The organism is Deinococcus sedimenti (genome assembly GCF_014648135.1).
GTDB classification, from domain to species: domain Bacteria; phylum Deinococcota; class Deinococci; order Deinococcales; family Deinococcaceae; genus Deinococcus; species Deinococcus sedimenti.
This window is the reverse complement of record NZ_BMQN01000003.1, coordinates 237298-263313: the sequence shown is the minus strand read 5'-3', so window position 1 is coordinate 263313 and position 26016 is coordinate 237298. Positions and strand designations below refer to the sequence as shown.

The following is a 26016-nucleotide window of genomic DNA, read 5'->3' as shown; positions in this document are numbered from 1 at the left end:
CTCAGGCCGGTGGGCGGGGACGGTCCTCCCGCGCGGCGTCTTGCAGGGCCAGGAACTGATGCACGAGCGCGATGCTCATGCTGCCCTCGCCGACGCTGCTGGCCACCCGCTTGACCGACCCGCGCCGCACGTCCCCCGCCACGAACACGCCCGGCACGCTGGTCTCCAGCGGAAAGGGGTCCCGTTCGAGCGGCCACGCGCCCTCCGGCGCGAGGTCCAGGCCCGAGCAGACGTACCCGCGTTCGTCGCGCAGCACCACCCCGTCCAGCCAGTCGGTGCGGGCGTCCGCGCCGATCAGCACGAACAGCGAGTCGGTCTCGACCGCCTCGTCCTCCCCGGTGTCGGTGTGGTGCACCGTCAGGCCGCGCAGGTGCGCGTCGCCGTGCAGGGCCGTCACCTCGCAGCACTCGCAGATGCGCACGTTCGGCCGGGCGCGCAGCTGGTCGATCAGGTACTGCGACATCCCACGCTCGATGTGCGGCGCGCGAATCAGGACCGACACGCGCCGCGCGTAGTTCGAGAAGAACATCGCCGCCTGCCCGGCCGAGTTGCCCCCCCCGATCAGGTACACGTCCTTCCCGCGCGTGCCCGGCGCTTCCGTCCGCGCCGCGCCGTACCACACGCCACGCCCCACGAACCGCTCCGCGTCCGGCAGCGGCAGCCGGCGCCACGCGACGCCCACGGTCAGGACCACGCTGCGCGCGCGGACGCGGGTCCCGCCGTCCAGCACCACCTCGTGCCGATCGTCACCGGGCTCCAGAGCGCTGGCCTCACGGGTGGTGATCACGTCCGCGCCGAACCGCCGCGCCTGACGCAGCGCCCGCGCGCTCAGCTCACCACCGGACAGGCCCGTCGGGAACCCCAGGTAATTCTCGATGCGGCTGCTCGTGCCCGCCTGCCCGCCCGGCGCCTCCTTTTCCACCAGCAGCGTACACAGCCCCTCGGACGCGCCGTACACCGCCGCGGCCAGCCCGGCCGGACCGCCACCCAGGATCACCACGTCGTACTCGTCGCACGTGGGATCAACTTGCAGGCCCACCCGCCGCGCCACGTCCCGCACGCTGGGCTGCCGCAGCACCTCCCCGTCCGGCAGCACCACGGCCGGCAGCGGCCCGTCCGTCACGCCGGCAGGCACGGCGCACGACAGGGTCGGCGCGCCCGGGTCCAGCCACCGGAACACCACTTGGTTGCGTGACAGGAAGTCCCGCAGGCCGAAGCAGTGCAGGTCGTCGGCCGAACCGACGAGCATCGTCACGGCCGGGGGCGTGTCGAGCGCCAGCCGCTGCAGGTTCCCGATGCGGCGGGTCATGTTCGACAGGACCTTCGCGGTCAGCGCCTCGGAGTGCTGCAGCAGCGCCATGAACTCCAGCGCTTCGACCCGCATGACCCGCGCGGACGTCAGGGCCTGCAGGTCCACCGTGGCAGTGGTGCCGAGCAGCAGCGGCAGCTCTCCGAACGAGTCGCCCGGGCCGTAGGTGTCGACCGCCTGCGTGGTCCCCGCCACGTCCTTCGTGACGGCCAGCTCACCACTGAGCAGCACGTAGAACGCGACGGAATCCCCCTCACGTACGAGGTACTCGCCGGGGATCAGGTGCACCTCGGCGGCCTCGGCCGCCACGTCGTGCAGCACCGTCTCGTGCAGGTCCGCGAACAGCGGCAGGGTGCGCAGGCACTCGGCGGTGATCATCGGCGTGCCGTCCGGCCGTCCAGGCGTGAGGTGGATGTGGTCATGGTCGTGCCGTCAGTGTACGGCGGCGCTCCGGGCGGCGGGGCCCTCCGGCCCTGAAGGCGTTCTGTAAGAGTCCCCGTGAAACACTGAGCCTCCACACCCCCAGACAAGGATGGTTCACGATGTCGTTTCTTCTTCCCTTCGTGCTGAGTCTGCTGAGCGTGCTGGCCGCGGGCGCCCTGATTCGCGTGCAGGCGCGCACGCAGCTGGTGTCCGGGCAGGTGAGGCGGCGCGACCAGCTGCTGTCCAGCGCCGTCCTGGGTTCCGGGCTGTGGAGCGCGCAGACCGTCCTCCTGCTCGGCCACGGGCTGCCGATATCCGCCGCGCAGGGCGGCCTGCACTGGCTCGTGGTGACGCTGCTGGTCACGGGGTTCCTGCGCTGGTACCGGCATCACGCGCAGGACGGCCCGCTGCGCGTGACGGTCGCGCTGCTGCTGACGGTCACGGCGGCGCAGGTCGCTGGCCTGAGCGGATACGCCGGACTGACGCTGACCCCCCACTGGCCGGACCTGCTGGCCCTCACGGCCCTGGCCGCCGCGGTCTCCCTCGGGGCCGCGAGCCTGGTGCGGCGCCCAGGGCTGAGCGGCGGAGCGCAACTGCTGACCGTGACGGTCGGGCAGAGCGTGATGATCACGCTGCTGGCCCACGCGTTCGCCACGCTGCTGCCCGCCGGCGCCCTCACCGAACCGCCCGGCGTGTCGGCCGTGGCCGTGGCCGTGGCGGCGGCCCTGGCCGTGGTGGTCGCCGGGGGACTGGTCGGCGACGCGCAGCAGCGCCGCGCGCAGCGCTTCGAGGCGCTCGTCCGGGAACGCACGGCGGAACTCAGCGCGGAGCGGGATTTCCATGTGGCGCTGCTCGACAGCCTGTACGACCAGGTGGTCATCAGCGACGCCGAGGGCCACCTCGTGATGAATGAAGCGGCCGGGCAACTCCACCACGGCAGTCCGTCCGGGACGCTCGCGCCGGACTGGGCCGCGACGTACGGCCTGCACACCCCGGACTTCACGCGCCTCCTGACGCAGGAGGAGGTGCCGCTGTTCAGGGCGCTGCAGGGCGAGGCGGTGCGGGCCGTGATCATCGGCGTGCAGAACACCACCCGCCGGAACGTGTTCGCGTGCAACGCCACCCCGATCCGCAACGCGCAGGGCCAGGTGACCGGGGCGGTCGTGGCCATGAACAACGTCACCGAGCGTGAGCGGGCGCAGCAGGACCTGATCCGCACGGCCGCGCAGCACGCCGCGATCATCGAGTCCCTCGACGAGGCCCTGCTCCTCCTCGACGCGGACGGCCGGATCCTGTCCCGCAACAGTCGGGTGGCGGACCTGCTCGGCGACCACGCCATCCAGGCCCAGACGCTGCCGGACCTGCTCGCGCCGCTGGTGGTGCGCGACACCCAGGGCCGGGTCATGCAGGGCCGCAGCCCCAACTTCCAGGCGCTCACGAGCGGCTCTGCCCAGTTCACGCAGTCGATCATGCATCTCGAACGGGCCGACGGGCAGCACATGTGGCTGCACAGCCGCGCGCAGGTTCGCACGCACGACGACGGCACATCGGACGTCCTCTTCCTGTTTCGCGACGTCACCGACCAGCACGAGCTCAACGAGCAGCTCGTGCGCGTCACCCGGTTCGCTCCCGTGTCCGCCCTGCCCAACCGCGCGCATTTCCAGGACCTGGCCGCTGCAGCGGCGTCCACCCCGGGGCGCTCCCTGTTGGCCGTGCAGTGCCTGAACATCACCGAACTGCGGACCGGGCAGGCCGACCTGGCCGACCAGCTCACCCTGGCGTTCTCCCGGACGCTGAGCGACACGTACCCGAACGCGCTGCTGGGACAGCTCGATGAGCGGACCTTCGCGCTGCTGCTGCCCGAGCCGCCCACCGACCTGCGCCCCTCACTGCTTGACCCGGTACACCTGGCTGAGGACACCGTCTTCCCCCGCGTCCGGGCCTGCGCGCGCCCCTGGCCCGCCAGCGAGAGCGCGGCGGAGGCGCTGCAGGCCGTCGAGTCCAGTCTGCCGCTGGCGCAGGAGGGCGCGCTGCTGCTGTTCGAGGACCGGCACCTGGACCTGCAGCGCCGTCGCCTGATGCTCGACGGCGCCCTGCGGCGCGCCCTGGACCGCCGGGACTTCCAGGTGCACTACCAGCCGATCGTCGATCTGGACACCGGGCAGATCGTCAAGGCCGAGGCCCTCGTCCGCTGGGCCGATCCGGTGTGCGGCCGGGTGCCGCCCGACCAGTTCATTCCACTGGCTGAACAGATGGGCCAGATTCACGTGATCACGGACTTCGTGATCCGCACGGCGCTGCTCGAAGCGCGGCGCGGCAGCACCCTGCTGGGACGCCCGCTGCGGATCGCCGTGAACCTGTCTCCCACGGAACTGAACGCGCCGAACTTCATGGCCCGCATGCAGGCCCTGATGGACGAGTTTCCGGACGCGCCGGCACATCTGGCGTTCGAGGTCACCGAAAGCGGGGTGCTCGTGAACCTCGCCCAGGTGACGCAGGACCTCTCGGCGCTGCGCAGCTGGGGTTTCGGACTGGCACTCGACGATTTCGGCACGGGCCACTCCGCGCTCAGCGTCCTGCAGCACCTGCCCATCCACCACTTGAAGCTGGACCGCACGTTCGTCTGGGGCATCGACGGGAACGACCGGCTGCAGGTCCTGACCGGCGCCGTGATGGAACTGGCCAGTCGCCTGAGGTTCGAGGTGATCGCCGAGGGCATCGAAACCCTGGAGCACGAGGCAATCCTGCGGGAGATGGGCTGCACGCTCGGACAGGGGTACCTGTACAGTCCGCCAAGTGAACGGCCAGACTGGGCCGCGCTGGACGGCTGGACCAGCCTGCGGTAAGACCTCGGCGGGCGCGGGGCTCACCAGCGCCGGCTGCCGATGGGCGGGGCAGCGGGATTGTCGAGATCTGGCCGCGGTGTCGAGTTGCCCCCCAGGCCACGGGCACGGCCTCCAACTCCACTGCCCACTGCTGTCTGTCTGATACGGATTCCGGTGGACAGATTCGCGAAAACCGTCAACTCATACGGATTCCGTTTGTTTCGCCAACAATCCGGAACTTCACCGGATTGCCGGCTCCACGTCCGGAACCCGTATTGCTCCCACTCGCTTCGCTCCGATTGAATGGGCTTTGCAGCCCATTCAATCGGAGTCCGTATCACATCTGGTAGCTGGCTGGAACTGGACTTTGTTGGCGAATTCAATGTGCTGGGTAGCGTCACACCACAGCGTGGAGCCCCAGAATGGGGCGCGCGTGATCGTCAAAACGAGCCATTTGTTTCCGGTTCCACATCGCAGCTTCGGGCCATGAAGTCTGTTTCAGGCAGCGTTGATGTTCTGTGAGGCATCACGTCATGACTGCGGGTGTCGAGGCCGCGGCCAGGGTCGGCACCGCCTGTGCGTGCTCTTCCAGACGACTCGACGCTCTCCTGTGGTCCTGTCAGCTTTCCCACCTGCCGAGATTCACAGAACCCTGGCGGGTGACGCTGCAACCGCGCCAGGCCGCTGTGAAGGGACTGTCCGGAACCCGGGAGGAGGCTCAAGAAACCGTGTGGGTTCGGCTCTCACGTACGCACTACGCTGACGCATGCCGGTTTACCTTCACGCGGTGGCACCCACCGTGCCCCCGATCGCCTATCCGCAGGAGGTCATCCGTGACATCATCCGCACCCAACCGGAACTCGACCGTCTGGGGCAGCGGCTGACGACCCGCGCGTTCAATGCGTCGGGCATCGACCGGCGGCACAGCGTCGTACCTGATTTCCTGCTCGGGACCGACGATCCACCGGGGCTCTTCTACGACGCGGGTACGGGGCGGATGCTCACGCCGGGCACCGGGGCGCGCAACGCGTTCTACGTCACCCACGCGACGCCGCTGTTCGTGAACGCCGCCCGGTCCGTCCTGGCGAGCTCGCCGTTCGGAGCGGACGACGTGACCCACGTGATCACCGTGTCCTGCACGGGCTTTTTCGCACCGGGTCCGGACTACGAGGTGGTGCGCGCCCTGGAGCTGTCCGGTCGGGTCGCCCGCTTCCACGTGGGCTTCATGGGCTGCTACGCGGCGTTCCCGGCGCTCAAGATGGCCCGCGCGTTCTGCGACGCGGACCCGGACGCGGTGGTGCTGGTGGTCTGCGCCGAACTGTGCACCATTCACATGCACTCCGCCGCCGATCCGGACACCGTCCTGGCCAACTCGGTCTTCGCGGACGGCGCGGCCGCGGCCATCGTCAGCGCCCGGCCGCCGGCGTCCGCGCAGGGCGCGCTGCGCCTGGACGCCTTCGAGACGACCCTCACCCCGCCCGGCGTGGGGCAGCAGGACATGGCCTGGACGATCGGCGACCAGGGGTACGACATGATCCTGAGCACGTACGTGCCGGACATCATCGAGACGCACATCTCGGGCGCGCTGGCCCCGCTGCTGGCGCAGGATCCGGCCCTGGCGGAGGCCGCGCACGGGGGCGTGCAGCACTGGGCGATTCATCCGGGCGGCCGCAGCATCCTGGACAAGGTGCAGTCCAGCCTGGCCCTGCGTGACGAGCAGCTCCTGCCCTCCCGGGAGGTTCTGCGGCAGTACGGCAACATGAGCAGCGCGACCGTCCTGTTCATCCTCGCGGACCTCCTCACGCGGGCCGCGGACGGCGAGCGGGTGTGCGCCATGGCGTTCGGGCCGGGCCTGACGGTCGAGACGGGCCTCATGACCCGGGTGACCGGGTGACCGTGCCCGGCGCGCCCGCAGATTTCACCCGGCGGGCGGTGGACCTGCCGGAATTCATGGACGACCCGGCGTGCGACCTGGCCACGCTGCGCCGGACGTACCGGCAGTTCGGGCGGCTGAACGCCCTGATCGCCGGGTGGCGGCGCGTGTACGTCCGCGACCTGCGCCCCCGGCTGCTTCAGGCGCCGCTGACCCTGCTGGACATCGGCTGCGGGGGCGGCGACGTGCCCCGTCAGCTGGCCCGCTGGGCGCGGCGCGACGGCCTCGACCTGACCGTGACGGCCATCGACGCCGACCCGCGCGCCATCGCGTTCGCCTCGGCCCAGCCGGGACCGCCGAACGTCACCTACCGGCAGGCGCTGAGCAGCGATCTGGTGCGGGAGGGCCACACGTTCGGGGCCGTGACCTCCAACCACCTGCTGCATCACCTGACCGCCGCCGAACTGAGCGGCCTGCTGCGCGACTGCGAGCACCTGGGCCGGGTGGTGGTGCACAGCGACCTCGTGCGCAGCGCCGCCGCGTACCGCCTGTTCAGTCTGGCCGCCCACGCCTTCCCCGGGACGTTCATCCGCGCCGACGGACTGCGCTCGATCCGGCGGAGCTTCACGCCCGCCGAACTGCAGGCCGCCGCGCCGCCCGGATGGACGGTGCGGCCCCTCTTTCCCTTCCGGCAACTGCTGACCTGGGAGGCCGGACGTGCTTGACGCCGTGATCGTCGGAGGCGGCCCGGTCGGACTGTTCCTGGGTCTCCTGCTGGCGCGGCGGGGGCTTCAGGTGCAGGTGCTCGAGCGTCAGCCCCAGCCCGGGACGCATTCCCGCGCCATCGGCCTCCACCCGCCCGCGCTGCGCGCCCTGGACGCCGCCGGGGTCGGCGACTCGCTGCGCGCCGCCGGTCGGCCCATCCGGCGCGCCGCTGTGATCGGCGACCGCGGCCTCGTGGGCGAACTGGACTTCGGCGGCGTACCGGGCGGTCCGGTGCTGTCCCTGCCGCAGCGCGACACCGAGCGCCTCCTCGCCGGCCACCTGGCGGCGTGCGCGCCCGGCACGCTGCGCCGGAGCGTGGAGGTCACGGCCGTTCAGGATCAGGGGGACCACGTGGCCGTGACCGCCTGCACGCCCGCCGGACCCGACGTCATCCGGGCGCGGTGGGTGGTCGGTGCAGACGGCACGCGCAGCGCCGTGCGGACCCTGCTCGGGGTGCCGTACCCGGGAGGAACGTACCCGGACACGTACCTGATGGGCGACTTCCCGGACACCACCGCGTACCGCGATCAGGCCGTGATCTTCCTGACGCCGGGCGGCGTGGTCGAATCCTTCCCGCTGCCGTCCGGCGAACGCCGCTGGGTGGCGCGCACCGATCGGCTGCAGCGCGGCGCCACCCCCCAGGACCTGACGGCACTGGTGCGCCGCCGCACTGGCGTTTACCTGCCGGCCGACGAGTGCCTGATGCTCAGTCCCTTCGGGGTCGGCCGTCACCTGGCCCGGCGGTTCGTGACGGGCCGGGTGATCCTGATCGGGGACGCGGCGCACGAGGTCAGTCCGATCGGCGGTCAGGGCATGAACCTCGGCTGGCTGGACGCCGAGGCGCTCGCGCCGCTCCTGCCGGACGGGTCGCCGGCCGCGCTGCGGACCTTCGGGCACCAGCGGCGCCGGGCCGCGGCCCTGGCGATCCGTCAGGCGGAATTCAACATGTTCTTCGGCCGTCCCGCCGCGCCGTGGCAGCGGCGTGGGCGCGAGGCGGCCCTGCGCGCCCTCCTCACCCCGGCGCTTCGCCCGCTGCTCGTGCAGGCCTTCACCATGAACTGGCTGCGCTCCGCGCGCCCCGGGACCACGTGGCCCGCATCCTGATCGCCACGCAACCCATCGCCGGGCACGTGGCGCCGACCGCGCCGGTCGTGCAGGAACTCGCGCGGCGTGGCCACGAGGTCCGCTGGTACACCGGACGCAAGTACGCCCGCGCTGCCCAGGCCGCCGGGGCCGGGTGGGAGCCTTTCGTGCACGCGCGCGACTACGACGACTCGGCCTTCGGGAACACCTTTACCGGCCGGGACGACCGGCGGGGCGTGCGGCAGTTGCAGTTCGACGTGCAACACGTGTTCGTGGGTCAGATCGAGGGTCAACTTCAGGACCTGCGTGACGTCGCCCGTTCCTGGCCGCACGCGCTGGTCCTGGCCGACCAGACTGTCGCGGCGGCCCTCCTGCACGAGGAGCTCGGCGGGCCACCGTGCGCGCTGCTCGGCGTGCTGCCCCTGGGCATCCGCAGCGAGGACGCCGCCCCGTTCGGCCTGGGCCTGCCGCCCAGCGCCACCCCCGTGGGCCGCTGGCGCAACCGGATCCTGAACGCGCTGCTGCCCCACGCGGTCTTCGGCGCGGCCTCCAGGGACCTCTCGGACGTGTGCGGCCGCCTCGGCCTGCCGGCCCGGCCGTTCGAGCCGCCCGTCGCCCCGACCCTGATGCTGCAGCCCAGCGTGCCCGAATTCGAGTACGTCCGCGGTGACCTGCCGTCCCAGCTGAAGTTCATCGGTCCGCTGCTGCCTGCTCCGGGCGCGCGGCCCCTGCCGGACTGGTGGGCGGACGTGCAGCGCGACCCGCGCCCCCTGATCGTGGTGACGCAGGGCACCCTCGCCACCGACCCGACCCGCCTGATCTGGCCGGCCCTGTGCGCCCTGGCCGACGAGGACGTCCAGGTCGTCGTGGCTGGCGCGCACCCGCAGGCCCTGCCCGGACCTCTGCCCCGCAACGCGCGCGCCACGCCGTTCCTGCCGTTCGCGCGGGCGCTGCCCGAGGCGGCCCTGTACGTGACCAACGGCGGGTACGGCGGGGTCATGCAGGCCCTCCTGCACGGCCTGCCGTGCCTCGTGGCCGGTCGCAGCGAGGACAAGGCCGAGGTCGCCGCCCGCGTCGCCCACGCCGGCGTGGGCATGAACCTGGGCACCGACCGCCCCACCCCGGTCCGGATCCGCCGGGCCGCGCGCGCCCTGCTGCGCGACCCCGCCTACCGCACGCGTGCCCGGCTCCTCGCGGAGCAACTGGCGGCACACGACGCCCCACGCGAGGCCGCCGACCTCCTGGAAGGACTGCTGCCCAAGGACCACCATGCGCACCAGTGAACAGAACGTCCTGCTCGTGACGGGCGGCTGCGGCTTCATCGGCAGTCAGTTTGTCCGGTGGTGGCTGGGGCGCGAGCCGGGGGACCGGATCGTGGTGCTCGACCACCTGACCTATGCGGGCCGCGTGGAGAATCTCACCGGTCTCTGGGAGCACCCGCACCTGAGTTTCCACCACGCGGACGTGGCCGATGAGGAGGCGGTCCGGCGGATCTGCACCGAGGAGGCCGTGACGGCCATCGTCAATTTCGCGGCGGAATCCCACGTCGACCAGTCCATCGTCTCCCCGCTGGCGTTCACCCGCACCAACGTGCTGGGCACGCACGTCCTCCTGGAGGTCGCTAGAACCCTGGGACTGCGGTTCCATCAGGTCTCGACGGACGAGGTGTACGGGGATGTCCCGGCTCCCCAGCGGCGGACAGAGCGGGACGTGCTGGTCCCGCGCAGCCCCTACGCGGCCAGCAAGGCCGCCGCGGAACACCTCGTGCAGGCGTACTTCGAGACCTACGCCCTGCACGTGACGGTCACGCGGGGCTCGAATACGGTCGGTCCCTACCAGTACCCGGAGAAGGTGCTGCCCCTGTTCGCCACGAACGCCCTGCTGGGCCACCCCCTTCCCCTGTACGGGGACGGTCATCAGCAGCGGGATTACATGCATGTCGACGATCACTGCGCCGCCATTGCCCTGGTCCTGCGGCGGGGTCAGCCGGGCGAGATCTACAACGTGGGCACCGGCTGCGAGATGAGCAACCTGGAGCTGGCCCGCACGGTGCTGGACACCCTGCACGCCGACCCGGCCCTCATCCAGCATGTGGCCGACCGGCCGGGGCATGACCGCCGCTACGCGGTGGACACCGCCCGGCTGGGCGCGCTGGGCTGGACGCCCCGGTTCACCCCGGATCAGGCAGTGGCGCGGGCGGCTGCCTGGTACCCGGAAAACCGCTGGTGGTGGGAGCCGATCCGGGCGGGGGCGTTCCGGGCGTTCTACCGTCAGCAGTACGAAGGGCGCGCCGCCTGGACGCCCCCCGGGGCGGAGTCGTGAGCGTTCCCCGGCGCGGCGTCGTGCTGGCCGGCGGGCTGGGCACGCGCCTGTTTCCAGCGACCCTGGCGGTGTCCAAGCAACTCCTGCCGGTCTACGACAAGCCGATGATCTACTATCCGCTCTCGACGCTCATGCTGGCCGGCCACCGGGAGGTGCTGATCATCACGGCGCCGCGTGACCTGCCGCTGTTCGAGCAGCTGCTCGGGGACGGCGGCCAGTGGGGCGTGAAGCTGTCCTACGCCGTCCAGGCTGAGCCGCGTGGCATCGCCCAGGCCCTCACGCTGGCCGGCCCGTTTCTGGGCGGGCAGGCGTGCACGCTGATCCTGGGAGACAACCTGTTCCACGGACCGGACATCACCCGCCAGCTGCTGGCGGCTCAGGCCCGCCCGACCGGGGCGACGATCTTCGCCTCGGAGGTCAGCGACCCGGGCCGCTACGGGGTGGTGAGCTTCGGGCCCGGCGGCGCGGTGACCTCCCTGGAGGAAAAGCCGCTGCGGCCCGCCTCCTCGTACGCCGTGACGGGCCTGTACACGTATGGTCCGGACGCGGTGGACCTGGCCGGGAGCCTGCCGGTCTCGGCCCGGGGCGAATTCGAGATCACGGACCTCAACCGCCTGTACCTGGAGCGCGGCGAGCTGACCGTCGAGTGCCTCGAGCGCGGGTCGGTCTGGATGGACGCCGGGACGCACGACAGCCTGCTCGAGGCGTCGTCCTTCGTGCAGGCCATCGAGCGGCGGCAGGGCGTGAAACTCGCCTGCCCGGAAGAGATCGCCCTGCACCACGGCTGGCTCAGTCCCGACGAGGTGCTCCTGCGCGCCGAACAGCTGGGCGGCCCGTACGCCGCGTACCTGCGCCGCGTGGCGCAGCGTCAGGGAGCGTCAGGAGGAAGCATATGACCAGACTGCGTGAAGAGGTGCAATTGGCCCTGAGCTTTCAGTCCTACGCGCCGGGACCCGGGATCGCCGGAGTCCAGGTGGTTCCTCTGCGCAAGTACCGCGGAGAGAACGGGGCGTTCGCCGAAATCCTCCGGCTCGAGGAGGGCCGCCTGGACGGCCTTCCCGACTTCACGCCCCGGCAGCTCAGCGTTTCCTGGGGCGATCCGGGCCGCGTGAACGCCTTTCACCTGCATCCCCGGCAGCCTCAGAATGAACTGTGGTGTGTCCTGACCGGCCAGCTGCTGGTGTGGCTGGTGGACGTCCGGGCGGACAGTGTCAGCAGCGGCGTTCGCCGCGCCGTGATCCTGTCCAGTGAGGCACCGTCCCTGCTGTTGATCCCCAGCGGCGTGGCGCACGGTTACCGCGCAGGCGCGCAGGGAGCCACCCTGCTGTACGCGATGGACGCCCAGTTCAACCCGGACGATCCCAACGAGGGCCGGCTGCCCTGGGATCATTTCGGGGCTGACCTGTGGGCCGAGGACCGGGGATGATCCTCCTCACCGGGGGCAGCGGTCGCCTCGGACAGGCGCTGCAGGCGCTGGTCCCCGGAATGATCTGTCCCGACTCCAGGACACTGGACGTCACCTGCCCGGGCAGTGTCGAGCGGGCCGTGCAGGGGGCCCGTCCGGACGTGATCGTCCACGCGGCGGCCTTCACGGACGTCCAGGCGGCGCAGGCACGACCGGCAGAGTGCTGGAACGTCAACGTGAACGGCACCCGGTGGGTGGCGCAGGCAGCCCAGGGCGTCCACGCGAAGCTGGTGTTCATCAGCACGGACTACGTGTTCGACGGTCGGCGGGGTCAGTACCGCGAGCATGAGCCGCCCGGGATCCCCACCACGTTCTACGGGCTGAGCAAACTGGTGGCGGAGGAAGCGGCCCGCGCCTGCGCGGATCACCTGATCGTCCGGACCAGTTTCCGCTCGTCACCGTTCCCTCATCCGGTGGCCTTCACGGATCAGTTCACCAGTCAGGACTACGTGGATGTCATCGCCCCGGAACTGGCGCTGCTCATCACGCGGGCCCGGGCGCTCTCTGACGCGGTGCTCCATGTCGGCACGGAACGCAAGAGTGTCTATGACCTGGCGCGGCGGCGGTCCGGGTCGGTTCGGCCGGGCCGCCGCGCAGAGGCGTCCCTGTCCCTCCCGGCCGACGTGAGCCTGGACGTCACGCGCTGGCGCGAGCTGAAAGCCGGGTGGGGCGTGCCGTGATCGGGGACGCGCTCCGGGCCGCTGGCGAGTGCGTAGTGCTGGTAGGCGCTCTGCTCACGCGCAGCTGCGACCTGCGCCCGGGGCACGTGGAGGTGATGCGGCAGTCGCCGCCGCCACCGGTCAGCCCACTGAAGGGGAGGCGCTTCACGACAGCCCACGTCCGGACGCGCCGCTGAACGGGAACCGCGTGGCGTGCCTGCTGCACTTTCTACGTCCGGAACCCGTTGTTCTCCTACTCGCTCCGCTCGGATTGAATGGCTTGATCAGCCGTTCAATCCGAGTCCGTATGACCTGAGCTGGACCGCGCCGGGCGGCTGTCCGCTGGACAGGCAGGGCCAGCCCGTCTGGCAGGTGGTCGGCCATCCGGGAGCGGCACGTGCGGGTCCGGCTGGTGGTGGACCGCGCGCCGGTGCTTGAGCTGGAAGTCCTCACGCTGCTGGGCAGTCTGTACGGCGCGATGCCACCTGAGCGTACGGTGATCCGCCCATCGGCTGCACACCAAGGCGATCCTCGTGAACTGTGCGATGACCATGGTCGGCGGCTCCAACCTGCATGTCTCGTCGTTCGGAGACGCGGGCCTGACCGAGTACAACCTCGCGACGAGCGACGCCGGTGCGGTTGGGGCGGTGCAGGCCACGTTTGACGCGGAGTGGCGGGACGCTCAGTCGGTCGCTCTGCCGTGGTGGCTGCGGTTGCCCGTCACGTCCAGCTGTTGAAGGCGAGCGCGCAGAGTCCGCTGCAACATCACCGGATACACGTGACCGGCGGCGCCCGTCACGATGAGCCAACCGGCGGTGTCTCCCGTCATGCCGGTCAGGACCGGCAGGGTCAGGTTCACCAGGACCAGGAGGACGTGGCTGAATTCCGCCTCCCGGGTCTGGCGCTCAAGCCGCAGCAGCGAAGCGCGCGAACCGGTAAAGCCCCGCGCCCGGCGCCGCGCGCGTTCCCAGCCCACTGCGCGCAGCAGCAGCATGAAGGCGCGCACCCTCAGCTGCCGGTACAGCGGCGCCTCCCAGGCGCGCACGCGGAACCAGGCGGACTGCAGGGGCAGGGGCAGCGCCCACAGCACGAGCAGGCCCCACCACATCAGGGTGACCTGCCACAGGACAGCTATCAGCAGGCCATGCCACCCGAGGCGCACCTGCACCCAGCGTCCCAGCGCCAGCAGGATCAGCAGGACCGTCATCACCCCCAGGACTCTCGCCGCCGGACGTATCACGGCTGACCCAGCGCCCGCGTGATGGCCGTCCGTCCAGCCTGACGGGCGGGCCACCATCCGGCGAGCAGGCCCAGCAGCACGCTGAACGCCAGACTGAGCATCAGCAGGCGGGGCGTCAGCGCCGCGCCGTCCAGTCCGGCGACCCGCTGCGTGAAAAGGTTGACGGCCCACACGCCGGGCCCGCTGAGCACGGCGCCGACCAGCCAGCCCGTCCCGGCCAGCAGCGCGCTCTCGAGCAGCACCAGCCGCGTCACCACGCCGGGGCCTGCGCCGACGGCGCGCATGACCGCGAATTCCTTCTGGCGCTCGTGGACGGTCATCAGCAGGGTGTTGGCGACGCCCAGCCCGCCGACCAGCAGCGCCACCAGGGACAGGGCCAGGCTGACGGCGTCGGCGCTGCGCACCACCTGCCCGGCCGCGCGGAGCACCTCGCTGCGGGTGCTGACCTCCAGATGCAGGTGCGGCCGCAGGAGTCCGGCCACACGTTCGGCCTGCGCCGGGTCCTGGAGGCGCAGCGCCACGGACGAGATCATCGGGCCGGTCCCGAGCGCCTGCTGAGCGCTCCGCAGCGGCAGGAACGTGAAAGTGTCGGTCAACGACCCCAGGGGCTTCAGCACACCGATGACCCGCACCCGGGCCCGCCGGTTGATCCGGACCGTCCCGCCCACGCCGGTGCCGAGCTGCCGTGCGGCCGTGGCGCCCAGAACCGCGACCGCCTGCCCTTCATCGTCAGGGCGCAGCAGTCGTCCCTGCTCGGGGCGGGCGCGCGGAAACAGCGCCGTGATGCCCTGGCGGGCCGGCAGGCCGTAGTAGACGGCACTCTGCGTAGGATCGGCGGACTGCCGAATCTCCGTGACGACCGGCGTGACCTGCGCGATGCCCAGTTCACGCTGCCGGACCGTGAGGGCCTGCGCGACGCTCTCGGGCAGGGTCGGACTGGGCAGCAGGAGCAGGGGGGGCAGGGGCCGAGCCACCTGCAGGTCCGGGCCGACACTCTGCACCTCGCGCCGGAGCTGTCCACGCAGACCCTCCCCGATGGACAGGAACAGCGTCATGCTGAGCACCGCGACCACCTGTCCCAGTAGGGTCAGGACGGTACGGGCGGGGCGGCGCCGCAGCGTCCGCACCGCCAGCGCGGCCAGGTCGGACGTCCTCACGGGTGGCGGCCCGGCTGTGGTCCTGGCCGCCGGGTCATGCTGGGATCACGGCAGGACTGTCCTGGTAGCTCGGGGGGACCTCGCGGCCGCCGGACGGATCCACGAACGGGTAACGGCGGCGGGTGGTGCGACCCGGATCAACCGGGCAGGTTTCGGCGGCGCTGTCACAGACCGTGACCACGTCATCGTTCCGCGCGTCCGGGATGTCCCACAGGGTCTTGATGGTGTGGATGCTCAGGACAATGCCGAGCTCGGCCATCACCGTGACGGCCGGATCCTTCACGCGGGTGGCCTCGGTGCCGGCCAAGTGGACGTCCAGCGGCACCCCGAGTTCGGCCACCGCGACCTGCGCGAGGTCCTCGGCCATCTGGCTGCGGGCGCAGTCGTGGGTGCACATGATCAGGGCGCGGGTCATCAGGCCACAGGATACCGGGCGTGGTTCTAGCAACGTAAACTCCGTCGGTGAGGGTTTTGGCGAGGTCATGTCCCAGCACCTCCACCGGGACGCCCTCCTGCGCCAGCCGCATGGCCATGCTCAGCATCGGCGCGTTCCGCCGGCAGATCACGAGGTCACCCGGACGCAACTCAGTCAGCACCTCGTTCTCCGTCACGCGCCGCACCTCACCGGTCGCCGCGCCCGGCGCCGCCTCGGTCCCATTACTGAACCGCGCGGCCAACTCCACGTGCGAGGCGGGGCAGCGGAACGTCACGGTCAGCGGCAGGGTCACCGCGCCAAACACTTCGGCGGCGCGGGTCAGGCCGCCCTTGTCCGCACCGCTGAAGCCGTGGGTCGCCTGGCTGTCATCACCCACGAAGATCACGCGGCCCCGGCGACCCACGACGTGCCGGACCAGCCGGTGCTGCAGGCGCGAGAAGTCCTGCGCTTCATCCACGAGCGCCACGTCCAGGCTCTCGAACCCGTCCCCCAACTTCAGTGGCAGGTCCAGCATGTCGTCGTCGTCAACATGCCCGCGCGTCCTGAAGTCGGGCAGCGCCCGGTCCTGCACCGCACGCACCGCACCCACCACGTCCAGGCCCGCCGGAAATTCGAACTCCTGCTCCGCCGCCAGAGCGAGGACCGCGTCGGCCGAGTTCGCGATGTGCACCATCGACAGGCGCACCAGGGAGAGCAGCGACTTCGCCACGCCAGCGGAGTACGCGCCCGCTTCCTTCAGGATCGAAGTAGCGATGTTCAGTCGCTTCCACTCCACGAACGTCGCCTGCACCGGGCCACGCTCCTCGACGAGCCGACGACCGAACGCGTGGAAGGTCGACACCTGCACGTCACCCGGCAGCGCCCCGCGCAACTCCTGCGCGATGGACCGGTTCAGCGCGAACGCCCCGATGCTTAACCCACCGGGCAGGACCTGCGCGGTCGTCCGCAGGACCGTGGACTTCCCACTCCCGGCGGTTGCCACGACCATCACGTTCCGCGCCGAGTTCACCACGTGATGCACCACGTTGAGTTGCTGCGGCGTGAAGCGCCCGAGCGCCGCACGCACCTGACCCGCATCGACCCCCGGGCGCAGAGCGCGGAGCACTGCCGAGGGATCGAACGGCACGCCGCCCAGCACCCCCGCGTGCCCGTCACCCGCCGGGAACAACGCACCCTGCTCCGCCGTCATCGTCATGCCTCCCTGGGCCGCGCGACAGCGCGGTGAGGCATGGGGTCATCGCCCCACTCCCGGACCGGCGCGCGAGGACGAGCGGGCGCCAGGTGACCCACGCAGTCGTCACGAGGCGACCACTCGGACCCGGGTCACTGACCCGCGCTGCAGTCCAGTGATCCAAGTCGGGAGCACGACTCGGGTGACCTCACCCGGACGCTCCACGGAGCGTCCCTCCTCCGCACCTCCCGACCCGCACTCGCGTCCACCGACCCGAGTCGTCACGGCCTCGCCGACGACCTGACCTGAGTCGCGCAGACGTGATGATCACCCGACCATCCCAGGCCGCACACCCGAGTCGAGAGAGCGTCCGTCCTGTCTCCTGACCCTCGCGTCTCGCTCGCCGGTCCGAGTCGTCACCGCAGACCAACGCCGCCTCCACGCCCCCTGCCCGCCCCGCCACGGCCCGCCGCTGGTACCCACGACCCCCAACCGCCCAAGCGTCTGCCGGAGCCCTCACAGACCCACTCAGGGTGCAGCAAGATGCCTTGCCCCCCGGCCCTCCTCCCGCGATATGCCGTAGGAGTTTAGCGAATAGGCCTAAAGTCCTCACATGTCACGGGTTTTTGAGCTGGGCGCGAATTCTTAATTCCTCACATGTCGCCCCCCATTGTTTCAAAATCCTCAGATGTATACGGCACGCCAAGCCTTAAATCCTCACATGTCACACGCTCAATGCGCTAAATCCTCAACAGTACATGAGCCGATTTTGGCTTCAATGGCGCACATCGAGCCCCAGTTCCAGGACTTCAGTGGGCACTTCACCAGCACCTCGTGCAGTCCTGAAGTGAGCCTTGACCGCTCCTGATCTACCTGGGCCATCAGGTCGCGCCGACCAATTTTCCCAACGATTTCGCAGCGCCGTGTGGCTTCGCCGTTCGTGATTCCGACAGATTTTTGGCGCGTCCCCGCAGGTCATGTTCCCCCGACATCGGCCCTATTTCAGTCTGAGTTTCTCCCTCCGCTCCGCTGCAGTGCCTGCTCCTCCCGGTGCCTTCCCCCAACTGACGACACTGGGGAACTGGCGCTCCCGCTGAGGACGTTCACCCCAGGCACAGCGCTGTCTGCCGACCTGAATCCATGGGTCCTGAGCGTGCACCAAGGTGCCGTTGACCGTCGAAGCAAACTCAACTTCTGGACCTCCTCAGGAACACTCGCCTCCTGGTTGAGCACCCGGTCTCCACTTCATCAGGCGCCTGCTGTGGCCCACTTCTGAGGAGACGGATCGGACGATTTCTGAGGTTCCTCCGACCATCACACCTCACCCGAGACGCGGCGATACGCGTGCCGTGAATGGACTTCAGAAGCCGTTGATCTCTGGGCCGAGGCGGACTGGCGAGTCCTCTCGTGACGGCCGGTGAGAGACAGCAGATCGGAGCGGTCACCTGTGTGGCCGCTCCGCACAGACCCCAGCTCATGCGCGTCAGGAGGTGGGTAACTCGCGCCACCACTCGCTCAGGATGACCTGACCTTTCGCTCCCTCTTCACGCTGCATGATCCCCTCAATGGTAGGGACCCTCCGCCGGTTGGCGGTGCCCCAGACCGTCTGCAGGTACCCCTGCTGCACGTAGCTTTCCAGCTTCGATTGCACCGTGCTCAGGGTATACGTGCCGGTGTCGTACTCAAACGCGATCGGCCCGTAGGGACTGTGGTACACCGCGTCCGGAGCGTCCCGCACGAGGCGCCGTTTGGGATTCAACTGGAACGTCTTGTCGGCCGGAACGTTCATCACCTGGCGCATCTCACCCACTCCTGCGGTGTGGCCGAGGACGTTGTCATCCTGATACTGCAACGCCGCCGATGCGAGGTAGAACCGCGTCTTGATTTCCAGGCTCACACGACTGTGAATCGGGTGCATGATCGCCTCGACGAACCGGACGCCGTTCAGGTCTTCAGGCCTCAAGTGGTAGTGCCGGTGCAGCTGCTCGGCGCTGATCACCCGGTCGACGGCGAGGTCCGATTTGAAGCGTTCGAGGCGGTCGGCGCGGCGCAACTTCAGGAGCTCCCGCGTCTGCTCGGGGAAGTGGCCGGGATGCTTGCGGACCACCAGGTCCTCCACGAACGGCGTGAGGAAAGGACCGGCGTAGGCTTCGTCCGACCCGGATGCGAAGGAGGTGAGCCGCACTCTCTGTCCGGTCCCGCCCGGGAGGTGATGCAGCAACGTGAACACGGAGGCGTGGGTCTCGGCCAGTGAACGTCCCCGGGTGGGTGAGGGTGTGAACAGGATCACGCGGAAGTTGTGGGCGAGGGCTGAGGACTTCAGGCGGGTGACGATGCGTTCGATGGTGTTGCGGCTGATGCCGCCGCCGGACATGGTGCCGCCGACCAGGGCGATCCCTTGAGGTGTGATCATCTCGAAGAGGTCCATCTTCCCGGTGAACCGGTCGAGGCCCCGCGTGGTGCGCTCGTCCGTATCCTCGTACCCGTAGTCGTCCATGCACAGGCGAATGTAAGCGCGATCGAGGTTCCGCTGCGGGGCGATGAGGGTCGTGGATGCGCCTCGGTGGAGGACGCTGCGGCCGGTGAGGGAAAGCATGTATAGCGTACCGATGACCGTGTGAACTGGAAGGAGGACGCCCGCCTTGAGGATCTCGGCGTGCCTCGGGCACTTGGCTTTGAGTTCCTTGTCGGTCCACGCGCCGTCGTACTGAATGAGCTGCCGGAGTGTCTGCTTCTCGGTGTCGGTGAGCGCAAGGTCGGTGCGGATCTGCTGGATGATCGCGGGCGGTCGGCCCATGGGTGACCTCCTTGTGGCGGCACGGGAGACCCGTGACTGGATCTCCCGTGGACGCTCAGGGGTGAGGTTACTTGGCGGCGTCGGGCGTGGTCGTCGGGGCGTCCTTGGCCTTCGCCGCTGGGGCTTTCTGACCGGACTTCGACTTGCTCGCGGCGGGCTTACTGGTCTTGGCCTGAGGGGCGGCTGGCGTCTGGACGCGCTGCCCGGCCACCGCTTTGCGGATGGCGGAGAGCCGTTCGAAATCCAGTTCGCCGCTCTCGATCTGCTGCTGCGTGATCTGGATGGGCGCGCCGTTCTGGATGAGCAGGTACCGGCTCTCGCTGACCTGGGTCGCCAGCCAGGCGCGCAGTTCCGGCGTGTCGAGGAGCAGGTCGTCCGTGCCTTCGTGCGTGGCGTCCCGACCCTGCGCGTCGAGATAGGGGACGGTGATGGTGTCGTGGAGTGGGGCGGCCGCGATGACGCCCTTGTGGATCGCCCGCTCGAATTCCTGCAGGGGTTTGATGCGGTCCTCCTTGGCGACAGATTCGAGCAGGGTACTCAGGCGGATCAGGGTGGGCGCGGGGGCCTGCTGTTCTGCTGCGCGGTTACCGGGACCGTGCTCAGGGAGTGTGGCGGCGGGCAACGTGATGGGATCATGCATATCTTTCCTCCTCAGGAGCGTGCTCCTGCCTTCAGAGTGGATGCACGTTGGGTTTCTGGATTTACCGCAGGTCAACCGTGGCGCCATGTCCGTGGGGCGACCGACGGGTTCGCTGGGGTGCTGCTCTCCTCTTTCCGCAGGCGTGTGGTGGCCCAGTTACACGTTGGGTGTGCGGGCGCGGCGCTGTTGGGTTTCGGCTTCTTCCGGTCTGTCTAGGCAGCGATTCGGGCCGTGTTGGAGCAGTGCAGACCCAGGTACACCTGCACCCCGGGAGCGTCCAGGTCAGCTCGCGCGATTGCTACTCGCATACGCACCGGCTGACAGTGGTGTTCAGGTATGCCTGAAACAGAAGCCGTTGGACGTGAAGTCCAGGGGCGCGCCCCTGGTTCCAGGGCAGAACCGGAAACCGCTGCGAGGGGTACGGGGTCAGGGTGATCACCCGGAGGCGTTCCTCCGGTTGTCGCTCCAAGCTGGTGGAGACTGGTGTGACCGCCAGGCGATGTGGCGAGCCGATGATCGAGGGGAAGGTCACGCAGCGACAGCTTTCTGGTGGCCTAATCGGGCGGGGCGGTCTACCCGGGGGTGGGTCACGCACCGTGAGTGTGCCGTGTGTTCCTGAACATGGCTTTCAGCCGCGACAGTTGACCTGGATGCATCTGGGTTCAGATGTCAAGTGTCGCCTGCAACCTGTGAGCCGGGAGGCAATGGTCACCGGCCCCGTGGCCGCGGTCAGCGGGAGCGGGCAAGGCCTGATTCTGGTTGGGCGTGACGCGTGGGCGGTCGTTCTGAACAAGCCTGAACAGTCTGGTCTCACGGCCATTCCACTAGAGCGGGCTTGTCAGGATCGGCGGCGCCATCCCACCGTCACTCGACGATGTGGCGGCGCTGGGCGATGAGCGCCTCCAGGCAGGAGTCCGCTGTCCAGGCGGTGTAGGTTGGATCGTACGGCACATACGAACCTGCGATGGTGTGTAGGCTGGTGCCGATCCACGTCCGTTCATTCGTGACGGTGGAGAGCAATTCCCGGTATCTCTCGACCGCAACTCTCTCGGGCTGTGAGGGCTGCGGCGCCACCTCGAGGCGACGCCGCAGGCGCTCCTGAAGACCCTGCCACAACTCGTCGGCGTCGTCGTCGACGAAGTTCGCCTGAAAGCCCACGTGATGCAGGACTTCGAAATACAGCTGCTCCCGACTGGTCGGGGAGCGGACCAGGAGTGCCGGCTGGGGAGGCGTGAAGCTTCGCTCCAGCCTGAAGCGGTGGTACATGGCCAGGCCGAGGAGATTGGCGGCCGCTTCTGTCTGGTCGAGGTGGGCCGCGATGGCGATGTTCGAGGCGGCGGTGCAGAGGATGGCCGCGCAGCCCTCCGCGCGGTCAGAGGGGTCCGTGTCCAGAAGCGTGCCCAGGATGTCGACCGCGGATGAGTGCACGTATTCTTCGTCCCAGAGCGGCATGACGTGCTGGGCCTGGGTCCAGAGCTGGGCAGTGAGCCGCGTCATGCGCGCGCGGGTCAGTGCGGAGTGAGGGGAGGGCTGGTCATAGAAGTTGTGCAGGGTGAGGAGGTAGGCGGCGGTGATGACGCCGATCTTGCCGGTGGCATAGGCACGCTGTTCGGGCGGTTCGAGAAGCACGTGCAGAGTGTATCCCCATTACACCTAAGTATGCCTGTCGGGAATAGCGCCGATGCGGGAGATACGTGAGCATGAACGGATGTCGGTACTCCGGTGGACATTGGCCGACTTTCTGGCGGAACACGAGATCACGGCCTACGCGCTCGGGAAGGCCATGGGAACGAGCTACATGAATACGGTCTACCGTCTGGCCAGGCGGGGTCACGAGCCGTCCCGCATCGACCTACCCACGCTCGTGACCGTCCTCGACGGCCTGCGGACCCTCACGGGCAAGGACGTCCAGATCACTGATATCCTCCACTACGAATCAAGCGTCGAACTGAGCCCTCCCTCTGCAGAAAGTGTTGGGCGAGCTTGAACGATCCCGTGCTAATTGGGAGCAAGGTCCCTGCTTCAGGGCATCGGTCCGCACGACTTTGCGTCTTGTGGGCGTTGGCAGCGGTGTCCGGTGATCGCACAACAGTGAGCTACGGGTGCCTGATCGCTGTTTGTGTGTAGTCTGAAGCTTTCCTATGTGCAGGGTAGGGGTTGGTCAGTGGTTGATGGATCGTCACGGCATGTGATCACTGCTGGCGCGCCTGGCGTCAAACGCAGGACAGTGCGCGCCGCTGCCTATGCAGAGTCAGTCGGTTCAAGGGCTGTTCTCAGGTAAGCCCACGTGAGTCGCTGGAGGAGTGCCACACGTCCTGGGTGCTCATCGGTCGTTTCAGCCGCGTCATAGCCAGCAACGCCGCCCAGTCCGTGTTCTGCGCTGTGCAGGGTCAGCAGACAGGTCGTACCTGGGCTGTGGAGGTGAGCGTCGGCACGCCAGTCCGGCCGGGTTGAGAACGCGGGATCGACGTCGCGATCACCGACGACAACCAACGCTGGCGCCGCCATGGTCTTGAACGTGGTGTGGTGCAGCACAGGGTACCGCTCGGCAGCGGTGGGGGCCAGGTCGCGGCCCTGGCCGGGTGCGGCGAGCAGCACACCAGCGGCGATCCGGTCATCTTTCGGCGACATTTCTGAGCGGTCAGCGAGTGGTGCGTCGCCGTTCAGCGAGGAGAGGACGTGGGAATTCCCGTGTCCGTGCGACAGGAGCAGTGCCGGGAGGTCGCGTCCGGTCACGGGGACGGTCACGCGCACCTGCAGCGGAACCAGGCGGCGTGCCGAGGGGAGCACGAGTGGTTTGAAGGAGAGGATGGGCTGGTGTGGAAGCACGGGGACGCGGGACGCGGCTTCATGTTCGGTCGACATTCGGTGTCTTATCGGCGACTCAGGGACGCGTCGAGCAGGGCGGGCGTGGCGTCTTGCTTTTCATCGGGGGCGAGGTCGGTACCCGGGGGCACGATACGGTCAATGGCATCGAGTACGTCCGTGGTGAGGACCGTGTCGGCCGCGGCGAGCTGTGATTGCAGGTGTTCGGTGGTGCGTGGTCCGATAAGGGCGCTCGTGACGGCCGGGTGGGCGGTCACGAAACCCAGCGCGAGTTCAATCAGCGTCAACCCTGCTTGGTCGGCCACGTGGGGCAACTGTTCCACAGCGTTCATCCGGGCGCGGTTGGAGGGACGGGTCAGGTCGAATCGCTGAGCGCCTCGTTCCAGTCTGCGCCGCGCTGCTGAACGCCGCAGTCCACGCCGGAGAGATCACCGCCGAGTTCGACGCCTGTACGCTGATGCGTGGCGTCGGCAACCTCTGCATCGGCACGGACGCACGCATAACGCACGTCCACTGGTGCACTGCCTCATCGCCGGACTTCGCGTCCCCTGACGCTCACTCTCGCCCGAGCGGGTGCCGGAGACCGCAGGTCCGTCCGGGCCGACCGCCATCCAGACCCATTCCGTCGGTGAGTCGCCGGCCAGCACCGTCAGTACACCGCTGCTCCAGGCAGCGCTCACTGCCGCGCACAGACCAGTCCCAGGCGCGAGTCCGGATGATCGTCCGGTGAACCTCACAGACGGTGACCAGTCGGTCACTTCCACGCGACCGCTCTTGCCTGGGGTGCTATGCTCAACCTGCGTGGAAGCTGACGCGAACCTGATTGTTCGCAGCAGACTGGGGTGAATGGGCGGTGCAGACGAGCGCAACGGCGCCCTGCAGCCCGCCAGTTCGTGCCGGTGTTCGATGCCAGTGCACGCGCGCCCCGAGCGTCCCCGATCGTCTCGCCGAGCAGGAGGTTCCGATGTCCGTGCCGCACCGTCCCACTCCTCTTCGTTCCCGTGTGCTGCAGTCCATCCAGAAGCGCTGGGCGGTCATCCTGGCCCCGGGCCTGCTGGCTGGGCTGCTGGTCGTCGTGCTGGACCGGCCCGTCCTCCAGGCTGCAATCCTCGCCGTGGCGGTGACGCTGCTGGCGCTGGGTGTCGTCGCGTACCAGGCGTATCACCGGCACCTGCGGTTCATGCCGAGCGTCCCGCCGCCCGTCTTCACTGATCCTGGCGCGCGGCCGAATCGCTGAGGTCCCGGCCCGTGTTCTGGGCGGTGCATGCAGACGGGCAGGTGGAGGGGGACAGGATCGCCCCCTTCCACCTGCCCGTCTTGAAGGTCAGTCGGTCGTGCGGGGGGAGTACCCGTAGCTGTAGTAGTACCCCTGGGTGGCCCGGTCGACCTTGTTGACGACCACGCCCAGCAGGGGCATGCCGGTCGTCGCGAAGTTGGCCAGGACCTTCTGCACTTCCGGGACACTCGTCTCGCCGCTCTCGACGACCAGCATCACGCCGTCGGCGTGACGGCCGATGTTGTACGCATCCGCCAGGGCCAGCACGGGCGGCGTGTCCACAATCACGATGTCGTACTCCGTCGCCCACTGCCGCAGCAGCTCCGGCAGTTCCGGCATGCTGAGCAGCGCGGCCGAGCGGCGACCGGTCTCACCAGCCGGAAGGAAGTGCAGGTCCCCGCCGAGATCGATGGCGCTGGCCTGCCGGGGGTGTTGCAGCGCCGTGGCGATATCGCCTCGCAGCGCCACCGTGTTGCCGGGCAGCGGCACCCACGGGCGGCCTGCCAGGGACCAGTACTCGTGCTGTGACGGGCGGTGCAGGTCCATGTCCAGCAGCAGCACGCGCTTGCCGGTGCTGGCGAACGTGGTGGCCGTCATCGCCGCGACCGTCGATTTCCCCTCGCCCGGCCGTGAACTCGTGACGACCAGCACCGCGCCGGTGGTCGGGAGGTGCGTGGCGAGGTTGACGCGGATGAACCCGGCCGCTTCGTACAGCGCGCCGGTGCGGGTCAGGCCGACCACCTGACCGCGTTTGGTGCGGGGCAGGCGCGCGACCTCGCCGATCACGGGCGCGCCCAGCGCCGTGATGTCGGCGGTGCTGCGCACGCGGCGGCGCAGCGCGTCGAGCAGCAGGGCGACACCCGCTCCGGCGAACAGCGACAGCAGCAGCACGAGCGCCGCGTTGCGCAGCGGTTTCGGACTGACCGGCCGGCGCGGCGCGTTCGCCTCGGCCAGCAGGGTCAGGTTGCCGGACGCACCCTGCTCGAACACGGTGGCCTGACTGAGGTTCAGCAGCAGCTGTCCGCGCGCGGCGATGAGGCTCTGCGCCTCCAGGCTCCCCTTGGGCAGGGCGTTGATCCGCTGGTTGAGGGCGTCGACCTGCTGCTGAATGTTCTGCCGGGCGCGGGTGACGCCCGTCCGGGCGCGCTCGACATCCCACGCCAGCAGCGCCTGCGCGGCCGCGTCGGCCAGGACGCGCGCCGCTTCGGGCGATTCGGCACTGGACCGCAGGTCGTACACGCCGCGCTGCTGCTGATCGAGGCGGCTCTTGACCGTGACGCGGCTGTACTTGTCGTTGGCGAGTTCCGTACCGAGATCCAGGTTGATGGCCCGCTTGATCTCGGCCGGCAGGTCAGACGCCTCGATGGCTTTCTGCATCCGGGTGACGGACGCCCGCGAATGCACGACCTCGTCGACAGCACCCTGCGGCAGCTGGGACGCGACGACCTGCGATCCGCGCAGCACGTCGTTCGAGTTGTCCTGCATGCTGCTCATGAGGCTGGTGGTCGATTCGAAGGTGGGGGCCTGCTGGCTGGACAGGACGTACGTCGCCGCGCCCAGCAGCAGGGGCGCGGTCAGCAGGGGAATCCAGCCGCGGCGCAGGACCTGCAGGACGTGCAGCAGGTCGATGTCGTCGGAGGACCGGCGGGTGGTGTCAGGAGTGGTCATCAGGGTTCAGGGCCTCAGTTTCGTGGTCAGGGTGTCGGGTACGGTCCAGGGCCGTCCCACCAGGCGAGTGCCGGAGCAGGT

At 69.3% G+C, this 26016-nt stretch carries 22 protein-coding genes and 1 pseudogene; 11 read left to right on the top strand and 12 right to left on the bottom strand.

Going from position 1 to position 26016, the window contains the following annotated elements; translation table 11 throughout:
• Position 1: 1 nt before the first annotated feature.
• A complete protein-coding gene (locus tag IEY69_RS10330; RefSeq protein ID WP_189073073.1) occupies positions 2-1687 on the bottom strand; it encodes an FAD-dependent oxidoreductase in 1686 nt (561 codons plus the stop codon).
• A 164-nt stretch (positions 1688-1851) separates the two neighbouring features.
• On the opposite strand from IEY69_RS10330, the gene IEY69_RS10325 reads away from it, so the two are divergent.
• The 9 genes from IEY69_RS10325 to IEY69_RS10285 all read left to right on the top strand — a co-directional run bounded on the left by IEY69_RS10325 (position 1852) and on the right by IEY69_RS10285 (position 12745).
• Complete coding sequence (locus tag IEY69_RS10325; RefSeq protein ID WP_189073072.1) at positions 1852-4578, top strand: EAL domain-containing protein; 2727 nt, start codon at positions 1852-1854, stop codon at positions 4576-4578.
• A 745-nt stretch (positions 4579-5323) separates the two neighbouring features.
• On the top strand, positions 5324-6451 hold the full coding sequence (locus tag IEY69_RS10320; RefSeq protein WP_189073071.1) for a type III polyketide synthase: 1128 nt from the start codon (positions 5324-5326) through the stop codon (positions 6449-6451).
• Positions 6448-7155, top strand: coding sequence for a class I SAM-dependent methyltransferase (locus IEY69_RS10315; protein WP_189073070.1), 708 nt, complete (start codon positions 6448-6450; stop codon positions 7153-7155). The genes IEY69_RS10320 and IEY69_RS10315 overlap by 4 nt, the downstream gene beginning before the upstream one ends.
• Positions 7148-8299 carry an FAD-dependent oxidoreductase gene (locus IEY69_RS10310; RefSeq protein ID WP_189073069.1) on the top strand — a complete coding sequence of 384 codons (1152 nt, stop codon included), beginning with the start codon at positions 7148-7150 and terminating at the stop codon, positions 8297-8299. Before IEY69_RS10315 ends, IEY69_RS10310 begins: the two co-directional genes overlap by 8 nt.
• Entirely contained in the window at positions 8284-9561 is a 1278-nt protein-coding gene (locus tag IEY69_RS10305; protein WP_229783836.1) for a glycosyltransferase, read from the top strand. The genes IEY69_RS10310 and IEY69_RS10305 overlap by 16 nt, the downstream gene beginning before the upstream one ends.
• Entirely contained in the window at positions 9548-10600 is a 1053-nt protein-coding gene (rfbB, locus tag IEY69_RS10300; protein WP_189073068.1) for a dTDP-glucose 4,6-dehydratase, read from the top strand. Before IEY69_RS10305 ends, rfbB begins: the two co-directional genes overlap by 14 nt.
• Positions 10597-11496, top strand: coding sequence for a glucose-1-phosphate thymidylyltransferase RfbA (rfbA, locus tag IEY69_RS10295; RefSeq protein WP_189073067.1), 900 nt, complete (start codon positions 10597-10599; stop codon positions 11494-11496). The genes rfbB and rfbA overlap by 4 nt, the downstream gene beginning before the upstream one ends.
• A complete protein-coding gene (locus tag IEY69_RS10290) occupies positions 11493-12026 on the top strand; it encodes a dTDP-4-dehydrorhamnose 3,5-epimerase family protein (protein WP_189073066.1) in 534 nt (177 codons plus the stop codon). Before rfbA ends, IEY69_RS10290 begins: the two co-directional genes overlap by 4 nt.
• A complete protein-coding gene (locus tag IEY69_RS10285; RefSeq protein ID WP_189073065.1) occupies positions 12023-12745 on the top strand; it encodes an SDR family oxidoreductase in 723 nt (240 codons plus the stop codon). The genes IEY69_RS10290 and IEY69_RS10285 overlap by 4 nt, the downstream gene beginning before the upstream one ends.
• 661 nt (positions 12746-13406) lie before the next feature.
• Here the strand turns inward: IEY69_RS10285 and IEY69_RS10280 are convergent.
• From IEY69_RS10280 to IEY69_RS10255, 7 genes and pseudogenes are all read right to left on the bottom strand, one after another.
• The gene (locus IEY69_RS10280; RefSeq protein ID WP_189073064.1) at positions 13407-13931 is read right to left on the bottom strand and encodes a glycosyl-4,4'-diaponeurosporenoate acyltransferase CrtO family protein; all 525 of its coding nucleotides are present in this window, start codon (positions 13929-13931) and stop codon (positions 13407-13409) included.
• A 29-nt stretch (positions 13932-13960) separates the two neighbouring features.
• On the bottom strand, positions 13961-15121 hold the full coding sequence (locus IEY69_RS10275; protein WP_189073063.1) for an ABC transporter permease: 1161 nt from the start codon (positions 15119-15121) through the stop codon (positions 13961-13963).
• Positions 15122-15155: 34 nt separating this feature from the next.
• Complete coding sequence (locus IEY69_RS10270; protein WP_189073062.1) at positions 15156-15536, bottom strand: arsenate reductase/protein-tyrosine-phosphatase family protein; 381 nt, start codon at positions 15534-15536, stop codon at positions 15156-15158.
• Between the two features lie 340 nt (positions 15537-15876).
• A pseudogene (locus IEY69_RS21715) lies at positions 15877-16746 on the bottom strand (UvrD-helicase domain-containing protein); the annotation flags it as partial.
• A 1465-nt stretch (positions 16747-18211) separates the two neighbouring features.
• Positions 18212-19525 (bottom strand): hypothetical protein, encoded by a 1314-nt coding sequence (locus tag IEY69_RS10265; RefSeq protein WP_189073061.1) that lies wholly within the window; start codon positions 19523-19525, stop codon positions 18212-18214.
• A gap of 67 nt (positions 19526-19592) precedes the next feature.
• On the bottom strand, positions 19593-20165 hold the full coding sequence (locus tag IEY69_RS10260; RefSeq protein WP_189073060.1) for a hypothetical protein: 573 nt from the start codon (positions 20163-20165) through the stop codon (positions 19593-19595).
• Between the two features lie 864 nt (positions 20166-21029).
• Positions 21030-21794, bottom strand: a complete 765-nt coding sequence (locus tag IEY69_RS10255) for a hypothetical protein (protein ID WP_189073059.1) — start codon at positions 21792-21794, stop codon at positions 21030-21032.
• 79 nt (positions 21795-21873) lie between these two features.
• Here IEY69_RS10255 and IEY69_RS10250 point away from each other — a divergent pair, with 79 nt between their 5' ends.
• A complete protein-coding gene (locus IEY69_RS10250) occupies positions 21874-22152 on the top strand; it encodes a helix-turn-helix transcriptional regulator (protein WP_189073058.1) in 279 nt (92 codons plus the stop codon).
• A 254-nt stretch (positions 22153-22406) separates the two neighbouring features.
• Here IEY69_RS10250 and IEY69_RS10245 read toward each other — a convergent pair whose 3' ends face one another.
• Genes IEY69_RS10245 through IEY69_RS10235 form a run of 3 tightly spaced genes read right to left on the bottom strand, consistent with a single transcriptional unit; the run spans position 22407 to position 23505 of the window.
• On the bottom strand, positions 22407-23030 hold the full coding sequence (locus IEY69_RS10245) for a hypothetical protein (RefSeq protein ID WP_189073057.1): 624 nt from the start codon (positions 23028-23030) through the stop codon (positions 22407-22409).
• Positions 23031-23038: 8 nt separating this feature from the next.
• Positions 23039-23314: an aldo/keto reductase gene (locus IEY69_RS10240; protein ID WP_229783834.1), complete on the bottom strand. Its 276-nt coding sequence runs from the start codon at positions 23312-23314 to the stop codon at positions 23039-23041.
• Between the two features lie 32 nt (positions 23315-23346).
• A complete protein-coding gene (locus tag IEY69_RS10235; RefSeq protein ID WP_189073055.1) occupies positions 23347-23505 on the bottom strand; it encodes a hypothetical protein in 159 nt (52 codons plus the stop codon).
• 450 nt (positions 23506-23955) lie between these two features.
• On the opposite strand from IEY69_RS10235, the gene IEY69_RS10230 reads away from it, so the two are divergent.
• A complete protein-coding gene (locus IEY69_RS10230) occupies positions 23956-24228 on the top strand; it encodes a hypothetical protein (protein WP_189073054.1) in 273 nt (90 codons plus the stop codon).
• An 87-nt stretch (positions 24229-24315) separates the two neighbouring features.
• On the opposite strand, the gene IEY69_RS10225 is transcribed toward IEY69_RS10230, so the two are convergent.
• Positions 24316-25935, bottom strand: coding sequence for a polysaccharide biosynthesis tyrosine autokinase (locus IEY69_RS10225; RefSeq protein WP_189073053.1), 1620 nt, complete (start codon positions 25933-25935; stop codon positions 24316-24318).
• Positions 25936-26016: the final 81 nt, after the last annotated feature.

Bases quoted from the DNA above. Each gene is read 5' to 3' on its own strand.
- IEY69_RS10260 (WP_189073060.1), bottom strand. From the start codon at position 20,165: ATGCATGATCCCATCACGTTGCCCGCCGCCACACTCCCTGAGCACGGT.
- IEY69_RS10285 (WP_189073065.1), top strand. From the start codon at position 12,023: ATGATCCTCCTCACCGGGGGCAGCGGTCGCCTCGGACAGGCGCTGCAG.
- IEY69_RS10280 (WP_189073064.1), bottom strand. From the start codon at position 13,931: ATGACGGTCCTGCTGATCCTGCTGGCGCTGGGACGCTGGGTGCAGGTG.
- IEY69_RS10225 (WP_189073053.1), bottom strand. From the start codon at position 25,935: ATGACCACTCCTGACACCACCCGCCGGTCCTCCGACGACATCGACCTG.
- IEY69_RS10330 (WP_189073073.1), bottom strand. From the start codon at position 1,687: ATGATCACCGCCGAGTGCCTGCGCACCCTGCCGCTGTTCGCGGACCTG.
- rfbB (WP_189073068.1), top strand. From the start codon at position 9,548: ATGCGCACCAGTGAACAGAACGTCCTGCTCGTGACGGGCGGCTGCGGC.
- IEY69_RS10325 (WP_189073072.1), top strand. From the start codon at position 1,852: ATGTCGTTTCTTCTTCCCTTCGTGCTGAGTCTGCTGAGCGTGCTGGCC.
- IEY69_RS10320 (WP_189073071.1), top strand. From the start codon at position 5,324: ATGCCGGTTTACCTTCACGCGGTGGCACCCACCGTGCCCCCGATCGCC.
- IEY69_RS10230 (WP_189073054.1), top strand. From the start codon at position 23,956: ATGTCCGTGCCGCACCGTCCCACTCCTCTTCGTTCCCGTGTGCTGCAG.
- IEY69_RS10290 (WP_189073066.1), top strand. From the start codon at position 11,493: ATGACCAGACTGCGTGAAGAGGTGCAATTGGCCCTGAGCTTTCAGTCC.
- IEY69_RS10265 (WP_189073061.1), bottom strand. From the start codon at position 19,525: ATGGGCCGACCGCCCGCGATCATCCAGCAGATCCGCACCGACCTTGCG.
- IEY69_RS10270 (WP_189073062.1), bottom strand. From the start codon at position 15,536: ATGACCCGCGCCCTGATCATGTGCACCCACGACTGCGCCCGCAGCCAG.
- IEY69_RS10245 (WP_189073057.1), bottom strand. From the start codon at position 23,030: ATGTCGACCGAACATGAAGCCGCGTCCCGCGTCCCCGTGCTTCCACAC.
- IEY69_RS10250 (WP_189073058.1), top strand. From the start codon at position 21,874: ATGTCGGTACTCCGGTGGACATTGGCCGACTTTCTGGCGGAACACGAG.